Source organism: Microbulbifer salipaludis (assembly GCF_017303155.1).
Classification (GTDB): Bacteria; Pseudomonadota; Gammaproteobacteria; order Pseudomonadales; family Cellvibrionaceae; genus Microbulbifer; species Microbulbifer salipaludis.
This window is the reverse complement of sequence record NZ_JAEKJR010000002.1, coordinates 2,100,601-2,118,229: the sequence shown is the minus strand read 5'-3', so window position 1 is coordinate 2,118,229 and position 17,629 is coordinate 2,100,601. Positions and strand designations below refer to the sequence as shown.

The window sequence follows — 17,629 nt, the reverse complement described above, 5'->3', positions numbered from 1 at the left end:
GTGGCGCCAATCTCGGGAAGCCGCAGGCGCCAGAGATTGTGTTCTGGTGGCTGCGTATGGTGGTCGTGACGGCGGTGGTCAACTTTACTGTTGCAGAACCGTCAATAGATGGCGCGGGGCAGTGTTGGAGCGGCGGTGCTTCGGGTACAATGCGCGCGCTCCGATACCCGGTGTACCTGTGTGGCAACGTCTTCGTAACCCAGATATTTCCGCCCGCAGGCGCTCAAATCCAGACAAGAGGCCAAATCCCGCGATGCTAGTTCTGCGTGGTGCTCCCGCACTGTCGAAATTTCGCCATCAAAAACTCCTCACCCAGCTCCGCGCCCTGCAGCCAGCGATTGCAGATGTGTACGCCGAGTTTGTGCACTTTGCCGACAGCGACACGCTGGGCAAAAAGGACCAGGCTCTTCTGGAGCGCCTGCTGCAGTACGGTCCTACCGAAGAGAAGCATCAGCCGGAAGGCGAGCTGATCCTCGTGGTACCGCGCCCCGGCACCATTTCGCCCTGGTCCTCCAAGGCGACCGACATCGCGCACAACGCGGGTCTGACGCATATACATCGCCTTGAGCGGGGTGTCGCCTACTACATTACCGGGGTCAACTTAACCGAGGCTGAACGGAGCGATCTGGTGGCCCTGTTGCACGACCGCATGGTTGAGAGTGTCTTCTCCGAGATGGAGCAGGCCGAGCAGCTGTTTGTGGTGGAAGAGGCCCGCCAGATGGGCCGTGTGGATGTGCTCGAAGGCGGCCGCAGTGCGCTGCAGGCGGCCAACGTGAGCCTCGGCCTGGCTCTGGCGGACGATGAAATTGATTACCTGCTCACCAGCTTTGAAGAGCTGGAGCGCAATCCCACCGATGTCGAGCTGATGATGTTCGCCCAGGCGAACTCCGAGCACTGTCGCCACAAGATCTTCAACGCCAGCTGGACCATCGATGGCGAAGACATGCCCAACTCCCTGTTCGGCATGATCAAGAACACCTATCAAAAGGGCGGTGAAGACGTCCTCTCGGCCTACGCGGACAACGCGGCGGTGGTGGTCGGCCACGAAGCAGGCCGCTTCTACCCGGATCCGGTCACCAAGGAATATGGCTTCAGCCACGAGGCGATCCACCTGTTGATGAAGGTGGAAACCCACAACCACCCGACAGCCATTGCACCCTTCTCTGGTGCGGGCACCGGTGCCGGCGGTGAAATCCGCGACGAGGGCGCCGTGGGCCGTGGCTCCAAGCCCAAAGTGGGGCTGACCGGCTTTACCGTATCCAACCTGCAGATTCCTGGCGCCCTGCAGCCGTGGGAAGTGAACTACGGCAAGCCCGAGCGCATCGTGACCGCGCTGGACATCATGATCGAAGGCCCCATTGGCGGCGCGGCGTTTAACAACGAGTTCGGTCGCCCGAACATCTGCGGTTATTTCCGTACCTTCGAAGAAGACTTTGATGGCGAGCGCCGCGGTTACCACAAGCCGATCATGCTCGCCGGTGGCTACGGCAACATCCGCGAAGAGCACGTGGACAAGCCCGAATTCAAGGCCGGCGCCAAGCTGATTGTGCTGGGTGGTCCGGCGATGCTGATTGGCCTCGGTGGCGGTGCCGCCTCCAGTATGGCCAGCGGTTCCAGCTCCGAAGACCTGGACTTTGCCTCGGTACAGCGCCAGAACCCGGAAATCGAGCGTCGCTGCCAAGAGGTTATTGACCAGTGCTGGCAGCAGGGTGACAAGAACCCGATTGCGTTTATTCACGATGTGGGCGCCGGCGGCCTGTCCAATGCCTTCCCGGAGCTGGTCAAAGACGGCGGTACCGGTGGCAACTTCGAGCTGCGCAACGTGCCTTCGGACGAGCCGGGCATGAGCCCTCTGGAAATCTGGTGCAACGAATCCCAGGAGCGCTACGTACTGGCGGTGATGCCAGAGGACCTGGCGCGTTTCGAGAAAATCTGCGAACGCGAGCGCGCGCCGTTTGCGGTGGTGGGCGAAGCCACCAATGAAAAGCACCTGACCCTGAACGACAAGCAGTTCGATGCCAAGCCAGTGGACCTGCCCATGTCCGTGCTGTTCGGCAAGCCGCCGAAGATGCACCGGGTAGCCGAGAAGCGCGAACCTGAGACCAGCGCGTTTGATACCAGCAGCATCGACCTGAACGAGGCCGCAGAACGCGTACTGCGCCTGCCCACCGTGGCGAGCAAGAGCTTCCTGATCACCATTGGCGACCGCACCGTAACCGGCCAGGTTTCCCGCGATCAGATGGTCGGCCCCTGGCAGGTGCCGGTGGCCGACTGTGCCGTAACCACCGTGGCCTATGACAGCACCGCCGGTGAAGCCATGTCCATGGGTGAGCGCACCCCGGTGGCACTGCTGGATGCTCCGGCTTCCGGTCGTCTGGCGGTGGGTGAGGCGATTACTAACATCGCCTCGGCGCCGATCAAAAAACTGTCGGATATCAAGCTCTCCGCCAACTGGATGTGTGCCGCCGGCCACCCGGGCGAAGAGGAAAAGCTCTACCGCACCGTGGAAGCGGTGGGCATGGAGCTGTGCCCGGAGCTGGGCATTACCATCCCGGTGGGCAAAGACTCCATGTCCATGCGCACCGCATGGAATGATGGCGGTGTCGACAAGGCGGTGACCGCGCCGATGTCGCTGGTGATTTCCGCGTTCAGCCCGGTCAGCGATGTGCGCAAGGTGGTCACTCCGCAGCTGCGCAAGATGAAGAAGGGCGAGAGCGAACTGCTGCTGGTGGACCTGGGTGTTGGTAAGAACCGCATGGGCGGCTCCTGCCTGGCGCAGGTTTACAGCCAGCTCGGCGATGTCCCCGCAGACCTCGACGACGCCAAGCGCCTGAAAGGCTTCTTCGATGTAATGCAGGAATTGCTGGAAGAAGAAAAAGTCATCGCCTACCACGACCGCTCCGACGGTGGTCTCTTCGCTACCCTGGCGGAGATGAGCTTTGCCGGTCGCGTGGGCGTTGATGTGGAAATCTTCGACCTGGGTGACGACCCCATCGCTGCGCTGTTCAATGAAGAGCTGGGTGCGGTATTGCAGGTACCCGCTGCCGATGCGGATATGCTGGCAATGCGCTTTGCGTCCGTTGGTGTTCCCGCCCACCGAATTGGTTCGCTCAACGAAGACGAACAGCTGCGCATCCTGCGCGAAGAAAAAGAGATTTTCAGCCGCAGCCGTGCCGAGTTGCAGCAAATCTGGTCTGAAACCAGCTATCGCATTCAGTCCCTGCGCGACAACGCCGACTGTGCCAAGCAGGAATTCGATGCGATCGCCAAGAGCGCCAAGGAAGATCCGGGCCTGTCGGTGAAGCTGTCTTACGACATCAACGAAGACATCGCGGCGCCCTACATCAAAAAAGGTGTACGCCCGAAAATTGCTATCCTGCGCGAGCAGGGCGTCAATAGCCAGGTGGAAATGGCACACTCCTTCCACCGCGCCGGTTTCAACGCCGTCGACGTGCACATGAGCGATATCCTGTCCGGTCGCGTAGAACTGGATCAGTTCAAGGGCCTGGTCGGCTGCGGCGGCTTCTCCTACGGTGATGTACTGGGTGCCGGCGAAGGCTGGGCCAAGACCATCCTGTTCAACGATCGCGCGCGCGACCAGTTCGAAGGCTTCTTCAATCGCAAGGACACTTTCGGTCTCGGCGTGTGTAATGGTTGTCAGATGTTTTCCGTGATCAAGGAACTGATCCCGGGAGCCGACCACTGGCCGCGCTTTGTGCGCAACCTGTCTGAGCAGTACGAAGCGCGCTTCGCGCTGGTGGGCGTGGAAGACTCTCCGTCGGTGCTGTTCAAGGGCATGGCTGGTTCCTACATGCCGGTGGCCGTTGCGCACGGCGAAGGTCGTGTGGAGTTCGCCAGCCAGCAGCAGCTGGAAGACTGCGAGCAGTCCGGCACCATCGCCATGCGCTACCTGAACAACAAGCAGCAGATTACCGAGACGTACCCGGCCAACCCCAATGGCTCGGTGAACGGTATTACCTCCCTGTGTTCCGAAGACGGCCGCGTCACCATCATGATGCCGCACCCGGAACGTGTCGCCCGTGCGGTCAGCAACAGCTGGCACCCGGACGACTGGCAAGAGGACTCCGGCTGGATGCGCTTGTTCCGCAATGCGCGGGTGTTTGTCGACTAATCGACAGGCTTCGCGCAAGTGATGAAAAGCCCCGGTTTGCCGGGGCTTTTTTTTGTGTGGCGGGATACTGAAGCGGTTCGGTGTTGGTTCGCAGTGTGCCGGTCATGCGACATCGGGCAGTGGCACATGTTAGGGTAATACTTCAGATACGATCGCAACCACAGTTTGGGGGAGTAGCGATGAGTACAGAGGAGCCCGCGTTTAACATGCCCCCGGTGCGGGAAACCGCGTCCGGTAACCCGCGGCGAGTAGGGTTCGAATTGGAATTTTCTGGCCTGACTTTGCAAGCCGCCGCCAATGCAGTAGCGCAAGCTCTGGGCGGCGAGCTGCAACAAGACTCGGCGGCAGAAATGTCCCTGCATCACGCGCAGGGCCGCTTCAATATCGAAATCGATTGGGATTTTCTCAAGCGCCACGCGTCTGAGAGCGGCGCCAAAGAGGGCGGTGAAAGTTGGCTCGACCTGTTGGGCCAGGTGGCTGCGCTGGTGGTTCCCATTGAAGTGGTCTGCCCACCACTGCCGCTCGATCGGCTGCCCATGTTGCAAGCGCTGGTGCCTGCGCTGCGCGATGCCGGTGCGCGTGGCACGGAAGAATCATTGATTGCGGCTTACGGTGTGCACATCAACGCGGAGATCCCGCGGCTGGACGCGGAAACGCTGTTCGGCTACCTGCGCGCTTTTGCATTGCTGCAATGGTGGTTGGTGGATGCGCACAAAGTCGATATTGCCCGGCGGGCAAGTCCCTACATTGACCTGTATCCAGAGGCTTATGTGCGTCTGTTGTGTGAGCAAAAACAGCCGTCGATGGATGATATTTTCTCCGATTACCTGCAATACAATGCATCGCGTAATCGCGCTCTTGATCTGTTGCCTTTGCTGGCGGAAATCGATGAGACGCGGGTGCGTCGTGCGGTGGATGATCCGCGCATCAAGCCGCGTCCGGCATTCCACTATCGCCTGCCCAACTGCCAGATAGAAAAGCCCGATTGGTCGCTGGCCAGCAGCTGGAATACCTGGTGTGCGGTGGAAGCTCTGGCGGCGCAGCCAGAGCTACAGGCACAACTGGGCGAGGCGTTTCTGGCGCGGAGCCAGCCAATACTGGGTGTCAATCGCAACCAATGGACTGAATTTGTCGAGCAATGGCTGAACGACCACGCATTGGTGTAACGGGGACCGCGCGGCGCTGGTCGCCGGGTTGGTGGTGCACTGCCGCAGCGCTGTGGCTGGCGGGCGCCACGCCGGAACGGATCAGTGTGCGACACAAGCCCTCGGGCAAGCCCCTGCAAGGGCTGGTGATCGGAGGCGGTGACGATATCAGTCCCGAGCACTATCACGGTGACCTGCGGGAAAAAGTGAAGTCCGATCCTGAGCGCGACCAGTTGGAAATACACTGGATCAACACTGCCCTGGAGCAGCGGCTGCCGCTGCTGGGTATCTGCCGCGGCGCGCAGCTGATCAATGTCGTGCTTGGGGGGGATCTACACAGCGATATCCGCAACCTACGTCGCCGCACGTACAATCGTCCCGGCCTGTTGCCAACCAAGCAGGTATTCGTACAGCCGGACTCAACCCTGGCGCAGCTCTCAAGGCGTAAACTGCGGGTTAACAGTCTGCACCACCAGGCGATCAAGCGTCTGGGCAAAGGCCTGCGGGTAGTGGGGCGCGACCTTGACGAGTTTACTCAGGCGGTGGAAAGCGATAGCGGACGCCCAATTATCGGTGTGCAATGGCATCCCGAATATCTTTTCTATTTGCCAGCCCAATTTGCCCTGTTTCGCTGGCTGAAAAAGCAGGCAGCGAAGTGATCAGCTATCTGGTTCTGTTTGCGTCTGCATTTCTCGCTGCAACCATTCTGCCTTTCTATTCCGAGGTCGTGCTGTTTGCAATGCTGCGCGATGGTGGCGATCCGCTACTACTGGTTGCGGTGGCCACTCTGGGTAATACTCTGGGTGCGGTGGTGAACTGGGTATTGGGGCGCTACCTGCTGCACTTTCAGGATCGGCGCTGGTTTTATTTTTCCCACAAGCAGATTGCCAGGGCGCAGGCGTGGTTCCAACGCTATGGCTTCTGGAGCCTGTTGCTGGCGTGGATGCCGGTAGGTGGCGATGCGCTGACCCTGATCGCCGGCATCATGCGGGTGCGCTTGTGGCTGTTTATTTTGCTGGTGGGAATAGGCAAGGGCCTGCGCTACGTGTCTGTGGTTTTCCTGCAGCAGTCCGCTGTGTTCAGTTAGTTGTCCCTGCCAAACCTGCGCCTCCCCCCCTGAATAAAAAGAACGCCCCTGTTTACCCTCAATGCTGTGCACTTACGCCATCTGGTGGCAGTGCCGGTACCGGGATTGTCTAGACTGATTTACAGGCTCGATGCGACGACGCTAAAGCCATCTGATTGGTTTCGAAGCCGCGTAAACCTTTAACCTGGAGCAGGTAGATAATCCCATGAGCAATAAACCCCATTCCTGTACTAGCCGCCGTCAGGCCATGAAAACCGCGTTGGCCGTCGGTGCAGCCAGTTTGGCTGCAGGTACCGGCCTTATGAGTTTTTCTGGCGTGAGTTTCGCGGCAGCGCTTACAAAGAAAGAGCGTGACGCCATGAGCCCGGACGATGTGATTGCGATGCTGAAGGAGGGCAATGAACGCTTTCGCTCCGGCAAGATGGAGCAGCACGATTACCTGGCGCAAAAACGTGCCAGTGCCACAGGGCAGTACCCCGCGGCGGCCATTCTGAGCTGCATCGACTCGCGGACGCCGGCGGAAATTTTGCTGGATATGGGACTGGGCGAATCCTTTAACGCCCGCGTTGCCGGGAATATCTGCAACGATGACATTATCGGCAGCCTGGAGTTTGCCTGTGCCGCAGCGGGATCAAAAGTGATTCTGGTGATGGGGCATACCGCGTGTGGCGCCGTGAAAGGTGCCATCGACAATGTGAAGCTGGGCAAGCTGACCGGTTTGCTGGATCAAATCCAGCCGGCGGTAAAAACGACTGACTACGAGGGTGACCGCAGTAGCAAGAACGAGGCCTTTGTGGACCTTGTGGCCGCCAACAATGTGCGTCGTTCGATCAAACAAATTCGCACTCAGAGCGCCGTGCTGTCGAAGCTGGAGAAAGAGGGCAAGATAAAAATGGTTGGCGCTATGTATCACCTGAGCGATGGTCGATTGGAAATGCTCGCCTGACGATAGTAACGCCTGCAATGCCTGGCGTTCTCACCCAATGGTTTCCATGCAAAGCCCGCCAGAATGGCGGGCTTTTTTGTGGCGAGTATTGGTTTTACGCCAGTGGTCAGGCGAGAGTCAGGTGCTTGTTGATCGGAAGGTCCCGGATCCGCTGGCCACTCGCGGCAAAAATCGCGTTGGCAATGCTGGGCGCTACCGGCGGTACGCCCGGCTCGCCAACCCCGGCGGGTGCTGCCGTGGATTCGACGATATCCACGGTGATGTTCGGGCTCTGGTTGATACGCAGCAGGGGGTAGCTGTCAAAATTACCGTTATTGACGGCCCCATCCTGCATGGTGATTTCTCCCATTAAAGCGAGGCTCAGGGCGAAAATCATTGAGCCCTCCATTTGCGATACAACACGGTCCGGGTTCACGGCCAGCCCCACATCCGCACAGCAGTGCATTTCCAGTACCTCAAGTTTATCTCCTGTCACACGCACTTTGCTGGCAACGGCGACATAGGACAGGAAGCTGCGGTGCACCGCGATACCCCAGGCTTCGCCGCTATCATCCGCTTGTGCAGATCGCGGAGTCAGCCGGGCTTTCTTTGCCGCGCGCTGCAGTACATGCTTGAGGCGCGCCGTATCCAGGGGGAATTTTTCTAGTGGTTCGCCGTAATTTCCGTATTTGTATTCACCTTCGCTGGGATCGTCCAGGCGATCCGGGCCAATCAATTGCATCAGGAAAGTATCGGGTGCTTTACCTGCGGTGTGCGCCAGTTCGTCGGCGAAACTGCACACGCCAAACGCGTTCTGAATATTGCACACCGAGCGCAGCCACCCAATGCGGGTGTGATATTCCGCTGGGGCGGTTTCGGTGCGGTAATGCTCGATGTTATAGGGTAGGTCGGTGAAGCCGAGATCCAGCTCGCCGGAGGAGGGGTGCTCAACGCCGGCGCTGAAGGTTCCGGAAATCGACGGGAAGGCCGTGCGCTGTAGCCAGCCGGTGACATTGCCCTGCTTGTCCATCGCCGCCTCGAAGTGCGCGGCACTGATGGCGTGGTAAAAATCGTGGCGGATATCGTCCTCGCGGCTCCACACCACCTTCACCGGTTTGCCCAGTTTTTTCGCAAGCAGTGCGGCCTCGATCACAAAGTCTGGCTTGGACTTGCGCCCGAAGCCGCCACCTAACAGGGTCACGTTGACCCGAACCTGCTCCGGCTTGATCTTCAGCGCATTGGCCACATGCTGCTGGACTGACTGTGGGTCCTGTACACAGCTCCATACTTCGCAGCCATCGCTATTGACCACGGCAGTCGCGGCGGGCGGTTCCATGGTGGCGTGGGCGAGGTAGGGCACCGAGTAGTTCGCCTTGTATACCTGGTCGGCGTTTTGCAGAGTGGCATCCAGGTCGCCGCGACCGGTGACCCGTTTGCCGGGTTTCTGCACCCGTGAGCGCAGGGTGTCGAGATAGCTCGCGCTGTTGTGTTGCTGGTGCGGGGATTCACTCCATTGAATCGCGAGTTTTTCCCGCCCCTTGAGGGCGCTCCAGGTGTTGCGGGCAACGACGGCCACCCCGGACAGGGGGTTGAAAACCGGCGGTTCGGTGGCAATTTCAAGACGTTCGATGGCGACAACGCCTTTTACCTTGCGCGCAGCACGGTCATCGAGCTTCGCGATCTTGCCGCCCAGAACCGGGCTGCGTTCGATGGTGGCAATCAGCATGTCGTCGAGCTGGACATCTTGGCCGTATCTCGCCTTGCCCATCACCATGTCCGGCGTATCGTAGTTCTTGACCGACTTGCCGATATAGTTGAACTGATCACTGCTCTTTAGCCGCAGCGTGCTTTCGTCGGGCACCGGCTGCTGGGCAGCGCGCTCGGCCAGCTCGCCAAAGCGCAGTTTACGGCCGCTGGGAGTGTGCACGACGGTATGGTTGCTGGCGGCACATTCCGACGCCGGTACCTGCCACTCTTGTGCCGCTGCGGACTCGAGCATGCTGCGCGCACTGGCACCCATGTTGCGCATGGTGTCGTAAAACCTACGGATGCTGCGCGAGCCATCGGTGTTCTGGCTGCCGTAGCGCTTGTCGCCCAGGCCCTGAATCACTTTTACCTTGGCCCAGTCGGCTTCCATCTCGTCCGCCACCACCTGGGGTAGGCCGGTGCGAATGCCCTGGCCCATTTCCGAGCGGTGGCAGACTATGGATACGGTATCGTCCGGGTTGATTCCCACGAACAGATTGAGTTCCTGGTGAGCAGTGCTGCTCTGTGCCCACAGCGGTTGCGTGTTTGGCAGCGCAGCGCCGAGGACCAGGCCGCTGGCGGTGAGCCCGGTTAACCTGAGGAAGCGGCGGCGATCGACATTTTCAATGCTCTTCTGGCTCATGATGTAGCCTCCTCGGTGGTGTCATCGGCATTGTAAAAAGCCGCGCTCTGGCTGGCCGCGCTTTTTATTGCGATCTTGATGCGCGGATAGGTGCCGCAGCGACACAGGTTGCCGCTCATGGCATTGTCAATTTCCGTATCGCTCGGGCTGGCATTTCTTGCCAGTAGTGCGGCGGCGCTCATGATCTGGCCGCACTGGCAGTAACCACACTGGGGGACACCGTGTTCTATCCAGGCCTTTTGCAGTGGGTGCTTGCCGTCTTTGGATAGCCCCTCAATGGTGGTGATTGATTTCCCCACCGCTGCGCCAACCGGGGTTAAGCAGGAGCGCACCGCCTGTCCATCGAGATGAATGGTACAGGCACCGCAAAGCCCTTTGCCGCAGCCGAATTTAGTGCCGGTCATGTTCAGCTCGTCGCGCAATGCCCACAGTAGTGGCATATCTTCGTCTACATCGAGCTGGTGGGTGGAGCCGTTAACGGTTATCTGCATAGTTGTTCTCCATAAGCTTGCCAGTCTTGCTGGGTGTCGATGTCGATGCTTCCACCGGGTAGCGGTACACGGTTGAGCGGGGTCTGGGGGTCGCGCAGCAGGGCGCGTGCACCCTGATCGCCCTGCAGGTTGTGTAGCAGGGGGAAGGTGCGACGGGGGAAAATTGCCGGTACACCGTGGTGACCGCGGTAGACACTGCAGGTGATGCGCGCGCGCCGGGTAAAGGCAGTGATCAGGTTTTGAAGATCCCTGCCGGTGACCGCGGGCTGGTCTGCCAGCAGCATGAGCACGGCATCGCATGTATCCGGCACCTGGCGTATACCAAAAGCAAGGGAGCTGCCCATGCCCGCCTGCCAGTGCGGGTTCTCCACCAGCGTCAGCGTCGGGTGCCGATCACGCAGTTGCGTGTGCCAGGCGCCGCTGACAATGATGGGGGGCGGCAGATCGGTGTCACTCAGGCTCTCTACACAGCGCTCCAGCAGTGTTTGCCCACGCACACTCTGCAGTAGCTTGCAGCTACCAAAGCGCCGCGAGGCGCCAGCGGCAAGGATGATCGGCTGGATTAGCGGTTTGATCGATGGGCGCGCAGACTCCTTCAGCATGTAATCACTTCCATGTTGGAAGATGGTCTGGTCATGCTTTTGCCATCGGCGTGGTGCAGTACCGCGTGCAACTCGGCACAGGTGGCGAGGGCAATGCTCTCTGGCAGTTCGCCGCCAAGGTTCAACCCAATGGGGGCCCGCAAGGGAACCGCCAGCGCGCGATTAAGGGCTTCGAGCTCAATGCCGGCCAGAGCCAGCACCCGATCTCGGCGCGAGACCGGCCCCAACAGCCCGAGGTATTTGAGCGGCAGGCCACACAGCACCCGCAATGCGGCCGCATCCAGCTCGAGGTTGTGGCTCATGACAATGGCGGCATCTAACTGTGGCAGTGCCAGCTGTGATGGAAGAGCCTCCGGGTGGCAGGGATAGAGTCGGCACTGCGGAAAGTACGCCTGGCGCGCATTGGCTGTGCGGGGGTCGCACAGGCTGACCTGCCAACCCTGGCTGTGGCACAGTTGCGCCATGGGGCGGGCATCGACACCCGCGCCGACAATCAGGATATGCGGAGCCGGGCACAGGGGCGTCTCTAGCCAGTTGCCGTCCGCCGTTTCCAGCAACCTGGCGCGACCATTTAGCCCGGACTGGCGGGCGTCGGTAATGGCAGTCTCGGTCTCGCCATTGTCGGGGATTTTCTGCAAATAGCCGCATGGGTGGCCGTCGCGCAGCCTGTTGCGCAGTTGCTCGAGTTTGAGGTAGTCATTCTCCGGCAGCACCGGCTGCAGCAGGATGAATACGGTGCCGCCGCAGCCGATTCCCAGCTTGAAGGCAAAGTCGTCTTCATCACTGCCGTCGTAGCACAGGGTTTTGGATTTTCCCGTGCTGAGCACCTGCTGTGCATGACGCTGGATATCTGCCTCCAGGCAGCCGCCGCTGAGCAGACCGTAATATTTTCCCAGGTCGTCAAACAGCATCATGGCCCCGGCCTTGCGGTAACAGGGACCGGAGGTTTGGTAAATCGTGCCGAGAACCCACTGGCGACTGTTGCGGTCGGTATGCCAGATGTCGAGCAGTGCTTGTATCTGATTGGCCATGGAACCCTGGTTAGCGTTGTTTTTTATGCGGGTATCAAAACATGCTACCCCAGCCCTCCGGTTTCTGCATCCTCGACCGGAAAAATCCGGAATGTTTGCTACACTTAGAACAATAAATGCGGAAAAAATTCTAAAAAATGAATCTCGCGCATTTGCGGACTGGTTCTGAGATCAGCGCTTGATGTTGCTTTTTGCTGAAGGGGAATTCGGAGTACCTGCACATTTTCTCTGCTCGTCGTTCCCTGAAAATGCGTCCAGTCTGCCTGAAAAAATCACAACGGCCTCTATCAGTAATGTCTGATGGAAGCGCGGTTAAGTTTTCGAGCAGAGTCAAGCAAGGAGCAGGACAATGGCATATGACGAAAAGCTGGCAGAAAAGGTACGCGAACTTCTGACGCCCAGTGATGGCCTGTCGGAGAAACAGATGTTCGGCGGTTTGGCATTTATGCTGAATGGCAACATGGCCTGCGGCGTTATCGGCGAGGAGCTGATGGTGCGGGTGGGGCCAGACAATTACCAGGCGGCACTGGGCGAACGCTATACCCGGCCGATGGACTACACCGGGCGTCCGCTCAAGGGCATGGTGTATGTGGAGGAAGATGCCATCGCCGAAGATCTGGATGGCTGGGTCAATCGCGGTGCGGAATTCGCCGGTTCCCTGCCACCCAAGTGACTGTCCGCGCTCGCTGAAATGGCTCGCTCAAAGTACTCGCTTAACCCAGTCGTCACTAGCGCGCCTCGCACCTGACCACAAGGGCCGGGTGCTGAGTTGACGCACTGGTATCTGGAGTCGAAGGGGCTAAGGCTGAGTTAATTGTTCCGGCGTGTCGAGTTTGGACGGTGGCGCAATACCGTCTATTTCGATGGTGAGGTGGAATACCCGGGGGCAGCGCTGCTTGAGCTCTGCTTCCAGCTCGTCAATCAATTCCTCGGTCGCCTCCAGGGTGGCCTGAACAATCGCGCGGGTTTCCGCGTATTCCAGTACCGCCTCGGTGCGCCGGTGCTCCGGGACGCGGTCCAGTAGCTGTCGCTCGTGGGCAGCAATACGCTCGCGCATGCCCCGCATCAACACCTCCTCCCTTAACTCGATTTCCGCCACGACGACCGTGTGGGTGTCATCCACAATCGTCGATCGCAGATCGTGGTAGCCCTCGACTTCCCGGTGGTGCTTGATGATTTCATGGAAGGCACGCTCGGCGTCTTTGTCGCGAATATTCGTGAGATAGCGCATGTTGATCATGCCGAGGAAAATCGCCGTCAGCCCGAGCATCAGCGCAATCGCAACCGAAAAGCCGATGTCCCACATGGGGTTGCCGGTAGACTGGGTCATGCCAATACCGGTGGCCGCGAGGATGACGCCGGTAACCGCGATGGAGTCCTCGAGCAGGACCGCGATCAGGGTCGGGTCATCGGCATCCACCAGATAGCGGAAGGGATTGCGCCTGCCTTCGGCGCGCATGCGGGAAAAAAACTCTTTGCCAGCAATGAGCAGCACATAGCCTTCCAGTAAAAAAGCGATGGTCAGTACTGCGGCGGAAATCCAGATGGGCGCGATGTCGAGGCCGAGCAGTGTAATGGTCTCCGGGCGCTCAAAGTGCGCGAGGTTTTGCCATGCATGCCAGGCGTGGGCTAGGCCCAGACCGCAACCGATGGAAAACAGGCCAATCGCACTCCACAGATTCCACAGATACTTTTTCTGCCCATGGCCAAAGGCGTACTGGGTGTCTGCCGGGCGGCTTCCGCGCCGGATGCCCATCAGCAGGAACACCTGGTTCAGTGTATCCATCAGGCTGTGCACCGCCTCGTTCATCATGGCGGCGGAATGTGTCGCCACGGCGGCGATACCTTTTAACACCGTGATGATGGCGTTGACGGAAATCGCGTATAGGACAGCCTTTTTTGAACCCTGTGCCATGAAATCGCCTTGTTTGCTTGATCCTTGGTGCTGAGCTGGATTGCGTATATTGGAATGAAAGTTTAGCCCTGCGAGTGGTCCAGTAACCGTTTATTCCTCCGGGTACACCTCTATTCCTCTGGGTACAGTACACGGTGAAGCCTTGGATGCCATCGCGAAAGTCCGCATGCATTCTATGCCTATACTTCCAAGGCCAAATTCCCTACACCGGATCAGCAGGCGTCATTGTCTTTGGATACAACAAGTTTAGGTCGAGGTTACCGATGAGGAATGCCGTTCATGCAGTGCTTTATATTGTGCTGCTGTCGTGTTTTTCACTTGCGCAGGCGCAGGATGCCAACAAACCAAATATTCTCATTATCTGGGGCGATGATGTGGGCATGTGGAATATCAGTGCTTACCACCGGGGAATGATGGGTGGTTCTACACCGAATATCGATCGCATCGCCAGTGAAGGCATGATTTTTATGGATCACTATGCGCACGCCTCCTGCACCGCCGGTCGTGCGTCTTTTATTACCGGCCAGTATCCCATGCGCATCGGTCTTAGTACCGTGGGGCTGCCTGGTGCTGAGCAGGGCCTGAAAGAGGAGACGCCAACCCTGGCAGCAATGCTAAAAGCACAGGGTTACATCACCGGCCAGTTCGGTAAAAACCACCTGGGTGACCGGGACGAGCACCTGCCCACCAATCATGGTTTTGATGAATTCTTTGGCATTCTTTACCACCTGAACGCCGGTGAATATCCAGAGCAGTACGATTATCCGAAAGATCCAGAAGTCCAGAAAAAATATGGGCTGAAAATGCGCGGTGTTATTCACTCGAAAGCCCTTGCCAACGGCAAGCAGGACATCAAGGACTTGGGTACCTGGGGGCAGGAGCGCCAGCGCAACCTGGATCAGGAGGTGCTTGAACAGTCCAAGCGCTTTATTACCGACGCGGTAAAGGCCGGCAAGCCGTTTTTCGTATGGCACAACACCACACGCATGCACTATCGCACCAACCTGACCAGGGAATACCTGGGAAAAAGTGGGTACGGTATTTACGCCGACGGCATGATGGAACTGGATGACGACGTAGGCGAACTGCTGGACCTCCTCGACCAACTGGATGTGGCAGATAATACCCTGGTCATGTTTTCCACTGACAATGGTGCTGCGTCAAATTCCTGGCCGGATGGTGGAAACCAGCCATTTCACGGGGAAAAAGGTGTTGGCGGCTGGGAAGGCGGTTTCCGCGTACCGATGCTGGTGAAATGGAAAGGGCACATTCCCGCCGGCGTATCCACTGGCGAATTCATGGCCATGGAAGACTGGGTGCCCACCATCATGGCCATTGTTGGTGATAAAGACCTCAAAGAAAATCTCCTCTCGGGGGCCAAGATTGGCGATAGGCGTTTCAAGGTACACCTCGACGGTTATGACCAGACTGACATACTGCTGAATCAGGGAAAGACCAAGCGCAAAGAATTCTACTACTTCACCGAAACCACCTTTCATGGCATGCGACATGGCGACTGGAAATTTTTATTTGTGGAGCAAGAAGAATGGTTTCGCGGCACCCAGATACCACTGACTACGCCCTACATCATCAACCTTAAGCTGGATCCGTTTGAGCGCTTTATCGATGCTCGGGGCTATGACGAGTGGGCGGAAAACCGCAGCTGGACCCTGGGGCCGGCAGGTGAGCAAATCGGAAAATTCGTCAAGAGTTTTGAGAAGTATCCACCGGTGCAGGAAAGCATGTCGGTTCAGGTTGGTGAAATCAGCAAGCTGATCAACGCACTTGCGCACCAGCAGCGCTAGTTTTTGTGTCTCAAGGCATGGTAACAGAGTGAAAAAATCGATTACCAAGGAAGGTAGATATGTATAAGCATGGATTGACCCTGTCGTTATTGGCTACTGCGATTGCATTGTCTGCCTGTGGCGGCGACGGCGAGCGAGAAAGGCAAAAGGAAAGCGCCGCTGATGCCGCCGGCGGGAAAGGTGAGGTTCTGATCGAGGAAGAGTACGGCTCCTCAGAACCTCGGGCATCGGATGCGGACGGCACAGCGCCGGCTTCGCGCTCCGCGCAAACCGCCGGAAGTGGCAGCATGTCCTATCCTACGCAGGCCTTCTTTGGTGACTCCCACGTGCACACGGGCTGGTCTGCCGATGCGGGGATGGATGGTGCCATTCTCACGCCGGAGGATGCCTACCGCTTTGCCCTCGGCGAGGAGGTGAAATCCAACAGTGGCCTGAGTGCTAAGCTCGCGCGGCCTTACGACTGGTTCATGATCACTGATCACTCCGATGGCATGGGGGTGATCAACGAGCTGGTTGCGGGCAACCCTGAGATGATGGCGGATGCCACCCTGAAAAAGTGGAATGAAGCGCTGAATTCCGGCGACGAGAAACAGGCGGCTGCCGCCAAGAGCGAACTGATTGTCATGCAGTCTGAGGGCCGCTTGCCCAAGGCCGTGATGGACCCCAAATGGATGAAGTCCGCCTGGGAAAAAACCGTGGATGCGGCAGAGAAGTATTATAAACCCGGCGAATTCACCACCTTCATTGCCTACGAGTGGACGGTCAACGCCGATGGCGGGGATAACCTGCATCGCAATGTGATTTTTCGCGATGACGCCAGTAAAACCCGTAGCCTGTTACCGCTGACAACCTTTGAAACCCAGGACCCGGAGAAACTCTGGGGCTGGATGAAGGCCTACGAAGACAAGACCGGTGGCCGTGTACTGGCCATTCCCCACAACGGCAATATGTCGAATGGCCGCATGTTCGAGGAAAAGCGCTTTGACGGCTCGCCGATGACCAAAGAATGGGCCGAAATGCGCGCCCGCTACGAGCCACTGTATGAAGTCACCCAGATCAAGGGGCAGAGTGAATCCCACCCCAGCCTTTCTCCGGAGGACGAATTTGCGGACTGGGACCTGTGGGACCGCGGTAACCTGATTCTGAAACCCAAGCCACCCGGTTCTCTCCAATATGAATACTGGCGCCCGGCTCTCAAGGCGGGAATGCGCCTTGAAGACGAGCTGGGCACCAATCCTTTCCAGTACGGAGTGAATGCGGCAACCGATACTCATACCGGATTGTCGACGCCGGACGAAGACAATTTTTTCGGCAAGTTCAAAACCCTGGAACCGAGCAATAAGACGCGCTGGGATTTTCCGCTGTTGAGCGGTCCCACCGATACCTACATGGGCTGGGAAATGGCGGCGTCTGGTGTCATGGGTGTATGGGCCACCGAAAATACCCGCGAAGCCATCTGGGACGCGATGATGCGCAAGGAAACCTTCGCCACCACCGGCCCGCGTATGACCCTGCGCTTTTTTGGTGGTTTTGATTTCTCGGAAGAAGACACCAGCGGCGACCTGGCTCAAGTGGGCTACGCCAAGGGTGTTCCCATGGGTGGCAAGCTAAAGGGTGGCGTAGGCAATAAACGGATCAGGTTTCTGGTGGCAGCGATGAAAGATCCGGAAGGCGCGAACCTGGATCGCATCCAGATCATCAAGGGGTGGGTGGACGGAAAAGGCAAAACCCATGAAAAAGTGTACAACGTGGAATGGTCCGGCAACCGGAAAATGGATACCCAGGGCCACATTCAGCATGTGGGAGATACCGTCGACTTGAAAACCGCCGAGTACACCAATGATATCGGCGATGCGCAGTTGATCGGCTATTTCGAAGACAAGGATTTTAATCCACAGCACAAGGCGGTGTACTACGTGCGGGTGCTGCAGATTCCCACGCCGCGCTGGACGCTGTATGACAAGGTAAGAAACGAACTTGAGATGGACAAGAAAGTGCCCCTGGTTCACCAGGAGCGCGCCTTTTCCAGCCCGATCTGGTATACGCCGTAATCACGATGATGCGTTAAACAAAGAAGGCCCCAAATATGGGGCCTTTTTTGTTTTCA

Annotated in this window: 13 protein-coding genes; 8 read left to right on the top strand and 5 right to left on the bottom strand. The window is 58.3% G+C overall.

Annotated elements, in window-relative coordinates; translation table 11 throughout:
- Window positions 1–253 precede the first annotated feature (253 nt).
- From purL to JF535_RS14580, 5 genes are all read left to right on the top strand, one after another.
- The gene (gene purL / locus JF535_RS14600) at window positions 254–4,132 is read left to right on the top strand and encodes a phosphoribosylformylglycinamidine synthase (RefSeq protein WP_207003342.1); all 3,879 of its coding nucleotides are present in this window, start codon (window positions 254–256) and stop codon (window positions 4,130–4,132) included.
- Between the two features lie 179 nt (window positions 4,133–4,311).
- Entirely contained in the window at window positions 4,312–5,298 is a 987-nt protein-coding gene (locus tag JF535_RS14595) for an amidoligase family protein (protein WP_207003340.1), read from the top strand.
- Complete coding sequence (locus JF535_RS14590) at window positions 5,271–5,936, top strand: gamma-glutamyl-gamma-aminobutyrate hydrolase family protein (protein ID WP_207003339.1); 666 nt, start codon at window positions 5,271–5,273, stop codon at window positions 5,934–5,936. Before JF535_RS14595 ends, JF535_RS14590 begins: the two co-directional genes overlap by 28 nt.
- Complete coding sequence (locus tag JF535_RS14585; RefSeq protein WP_207003338.1) at window positions 5,933–6,364, top strand: VTT domain-containing protein; 432 nt, start codon at window positions 5,933–5,935, stop codon at window positions 6,362–6,364. The genes JF535_RS14590 and JF535_RS14585 overlap by 4 nt, the downstream gene beginning before the upstream one ends.
- Window positions 6,365–6,569: 205 nt before the next feature.
- Window positions 6,570–7,310, top strand: coding sequence for a carbonic anhydrase family protein (locus tag JF535_RS14580; protein ID WP_207003336.1), 741 nt, complete (start codon window positions 6,570–6,572; stop codon window positions 7,308–7,310).
- Between the two features lie 106 nt (window positions 7,311–7,416).
- Here JF535_RS14580 and JF535_RS14575 read toward each other — a convergent pair whose 3' ends face one another.
- Genes JF535_RS14575 through JF535_RS14560 form a run of 4 tightly spaced genes read right to left on the bottom strand, consistent with a single transcriptional unit; the run spans window position 7,417 to window position 11,802 of the window.
- On the bottom strand, window positions 7,417–9,678 hold the full coding sequence (locus JF535_RS14575) for a xanthine dehydrogenase family protein molybdopterin-binding subunit (protein WP_207003335.1): 2,262 nt from the start codon (window positions 9,676–9,678) through the stop codon (window positions 7,417–7,419).
- Window positions 9,675–10,169: a (2Fe-2S)-binding protein gene (locus JF535_RS14570; RefSeq protein ID WP_207003333.1), complete on the bottom strand. Its 495-nt coding sequence runs from the start codon at window positions 10,167–10,169 to the stop codon at window positions 9,675–9,677. Before JF535_RS14570 ends, JF535_RS14575 begins: the two co-directional genes overlap by 4 nt.
- The gene (locus JF535_RS14565; RefSeq protein WP_207003331.1) at window positions 10,160–10,771 is read right to left on the bottom strand and encodes a nucleotidyltransferase family protein; all 612 of its coding nucleotides are present in this window, start codon (window positions 10,769–10,771) and stop codon (window positions 10,160–10,162) included. The genes JF535_RS14570 and JF535_RS14565 overlap by 10 nt, the downstream gene beginning before the upstream one ends.
- On the bottom strand, window positions 10,765–11,802 hold the full coding sequence (locus JF535_RS14560; RefSeq protein ID WP_207003326.1) for an XdhC family protein: 1,038 nt from the start codon (window positions 11,800–11,802) through the stop codon (window positions 10,765–10,767). The genes JF535_RS14565 and JF535_RS14560 overlap by 7 nt, the downstream gene beginning before the upstream one ends.
- Window positions 11,803–12,151: 349 nt before the next feature.
- On the opposite strand from JF535_RS14560, the gene JF535_RS14555 reads away from it, so the two are divergent.
- A complete protein-coding gene (locus JF535_RS14555) occupies window positions 12,152–12,475 on the top strand; it encodes a TfoX/Sxy family protein (RefSeq protein ID WP_066963298.1) in 324 nt (107 codons plus the stop codon).
- A 126-nt stretch (window positions 12,476–12,601) separates the two neighbouring features.
- Here JF535_RS14555 and JF535_RS14550 read toward each other — a convergent pair whose 3' ends face one another.
- Window positions 12,602–13,717, bottom strand: a complete 1,116-nt coding sequence (locus JF535_RS14550; protein WP_207003325.1) for a cation diffusion facilitator family transporter — start codon at window positions 13,715–13,717, stop codon at window positions 12,602–12,604.
- A gap of 284 nt (window positions 13,718–14,001) precedes the next feature.
- Here JF535_RS14550 and JF535_RS14545 point away from each other — a divergent pair, with 284 nt between their 5' ends.
- Both JF535_RS14545 and JF535_RS14540 read left to right on the top strand, forming a co-directional pair.
- The gene (locus JF535_RS14545) at window positions 14,002–15,522 is read left to right on the top strand and encodes an arylsulfatase (protein ID WP_340674187.1); all 1,521 of its coding nucleotides are present in this window, start codon (window positions 14,002–14,004) and stop codon (window positions 15,520–15,522) included.
- A gap of 59 nt (window positions 15,523–15,581) precedes the next feature.
- Entirely contained in the window at window positions 15,582–17,573 is a 1,992-nt protein-coding gene (locus JF535_RS14540) for a DUF3604 domain-containing protein (protein ID WP_207003323.1), read from the top strand.
- Window positions 17,574–17,629 lie beyond the last annotated feature (56 nt).

Excerpts from the sequence above, each read along its gene's own strand:
- JF535_RS14575 (WP_207003335.1), bottom strand. The coding sequence starts at position 9,678 with ATGAGCCAGAAGAGCATTGAAAATGTCGATCGCCGCCGCTTCCTCAGG.
- purL (WP_207003342.1), top strand. The coding sequence starts at position 254 with ATGCTAGTTCTGCGTGGTGCTCCCGCACTGTCGAAATTTCGCCATCAA.
- JF535_RS14540 (WP_207003323.1), top strand. The coding sequence starts at position 15,582 with ATGTATAAGCATGGATTGACCCTGTCGTTATTGGCTACTGCGATTGCA.
- JF535_RS14565 (WP_207003331.1), bottom strand. The coding sequence starts at position 10,771 with ATGCTGAAGGAGTCTGCGCGCCCATCGATCAAACCGCTAATCCAGCCG.
- JF535_RS14580 (WP_207003336.1), top strand. The coding sequence starts at position 6,570 with ATGAGCAATAAACCCCATTCCTGTACTAGCCGCCGTCAGGCCATGAAA.
- JF535_RS14595 (WP_207003340.1), top strand. The coding sequence starts at position 4,312 with ATGAGTACAGAGGAGCCCGCGTTTAACATGCCCCCGGTGCGGGAAACC.
- JF535_RS14570 (WP_207003333.1), bottom strand. The coding sequence starts at position 10,169 with ATGCAGATAACCGTTAACGGCTCCACCCACCAGCTCGATGTAGACGAA.
- JF535_RS14550 (WP_207003325.1), bottom strand. The coding sequence starts at position 13,717 with ATGGCACAGGGTTCAAAAAAGGCTGTCCTATACGCGATTTCCGTCAAC.
- JF535_RS14555 (WP_066963298.1), top strand. The coding sequence starts at position 12,152 with ATGGCATATGACGAAAAGCTGGCAGAAAAGGTACGCGAACTTCTGACG.
- JF535_RS14560 (WP_207003326.1), bottom strand. The coding sequence starts at position 11,802 with ATGGCCAATCAGATACAAGCACTGCTCGACATCTGGCATACCGACCGC.
- JF535_RS14590 (WP_207003339.1), top strand. The coding sequence starts at position 5,271 with ATGGCTGAACGACCACGCATTGGTGTAACGGGGACCGCGCGGCGCTGG.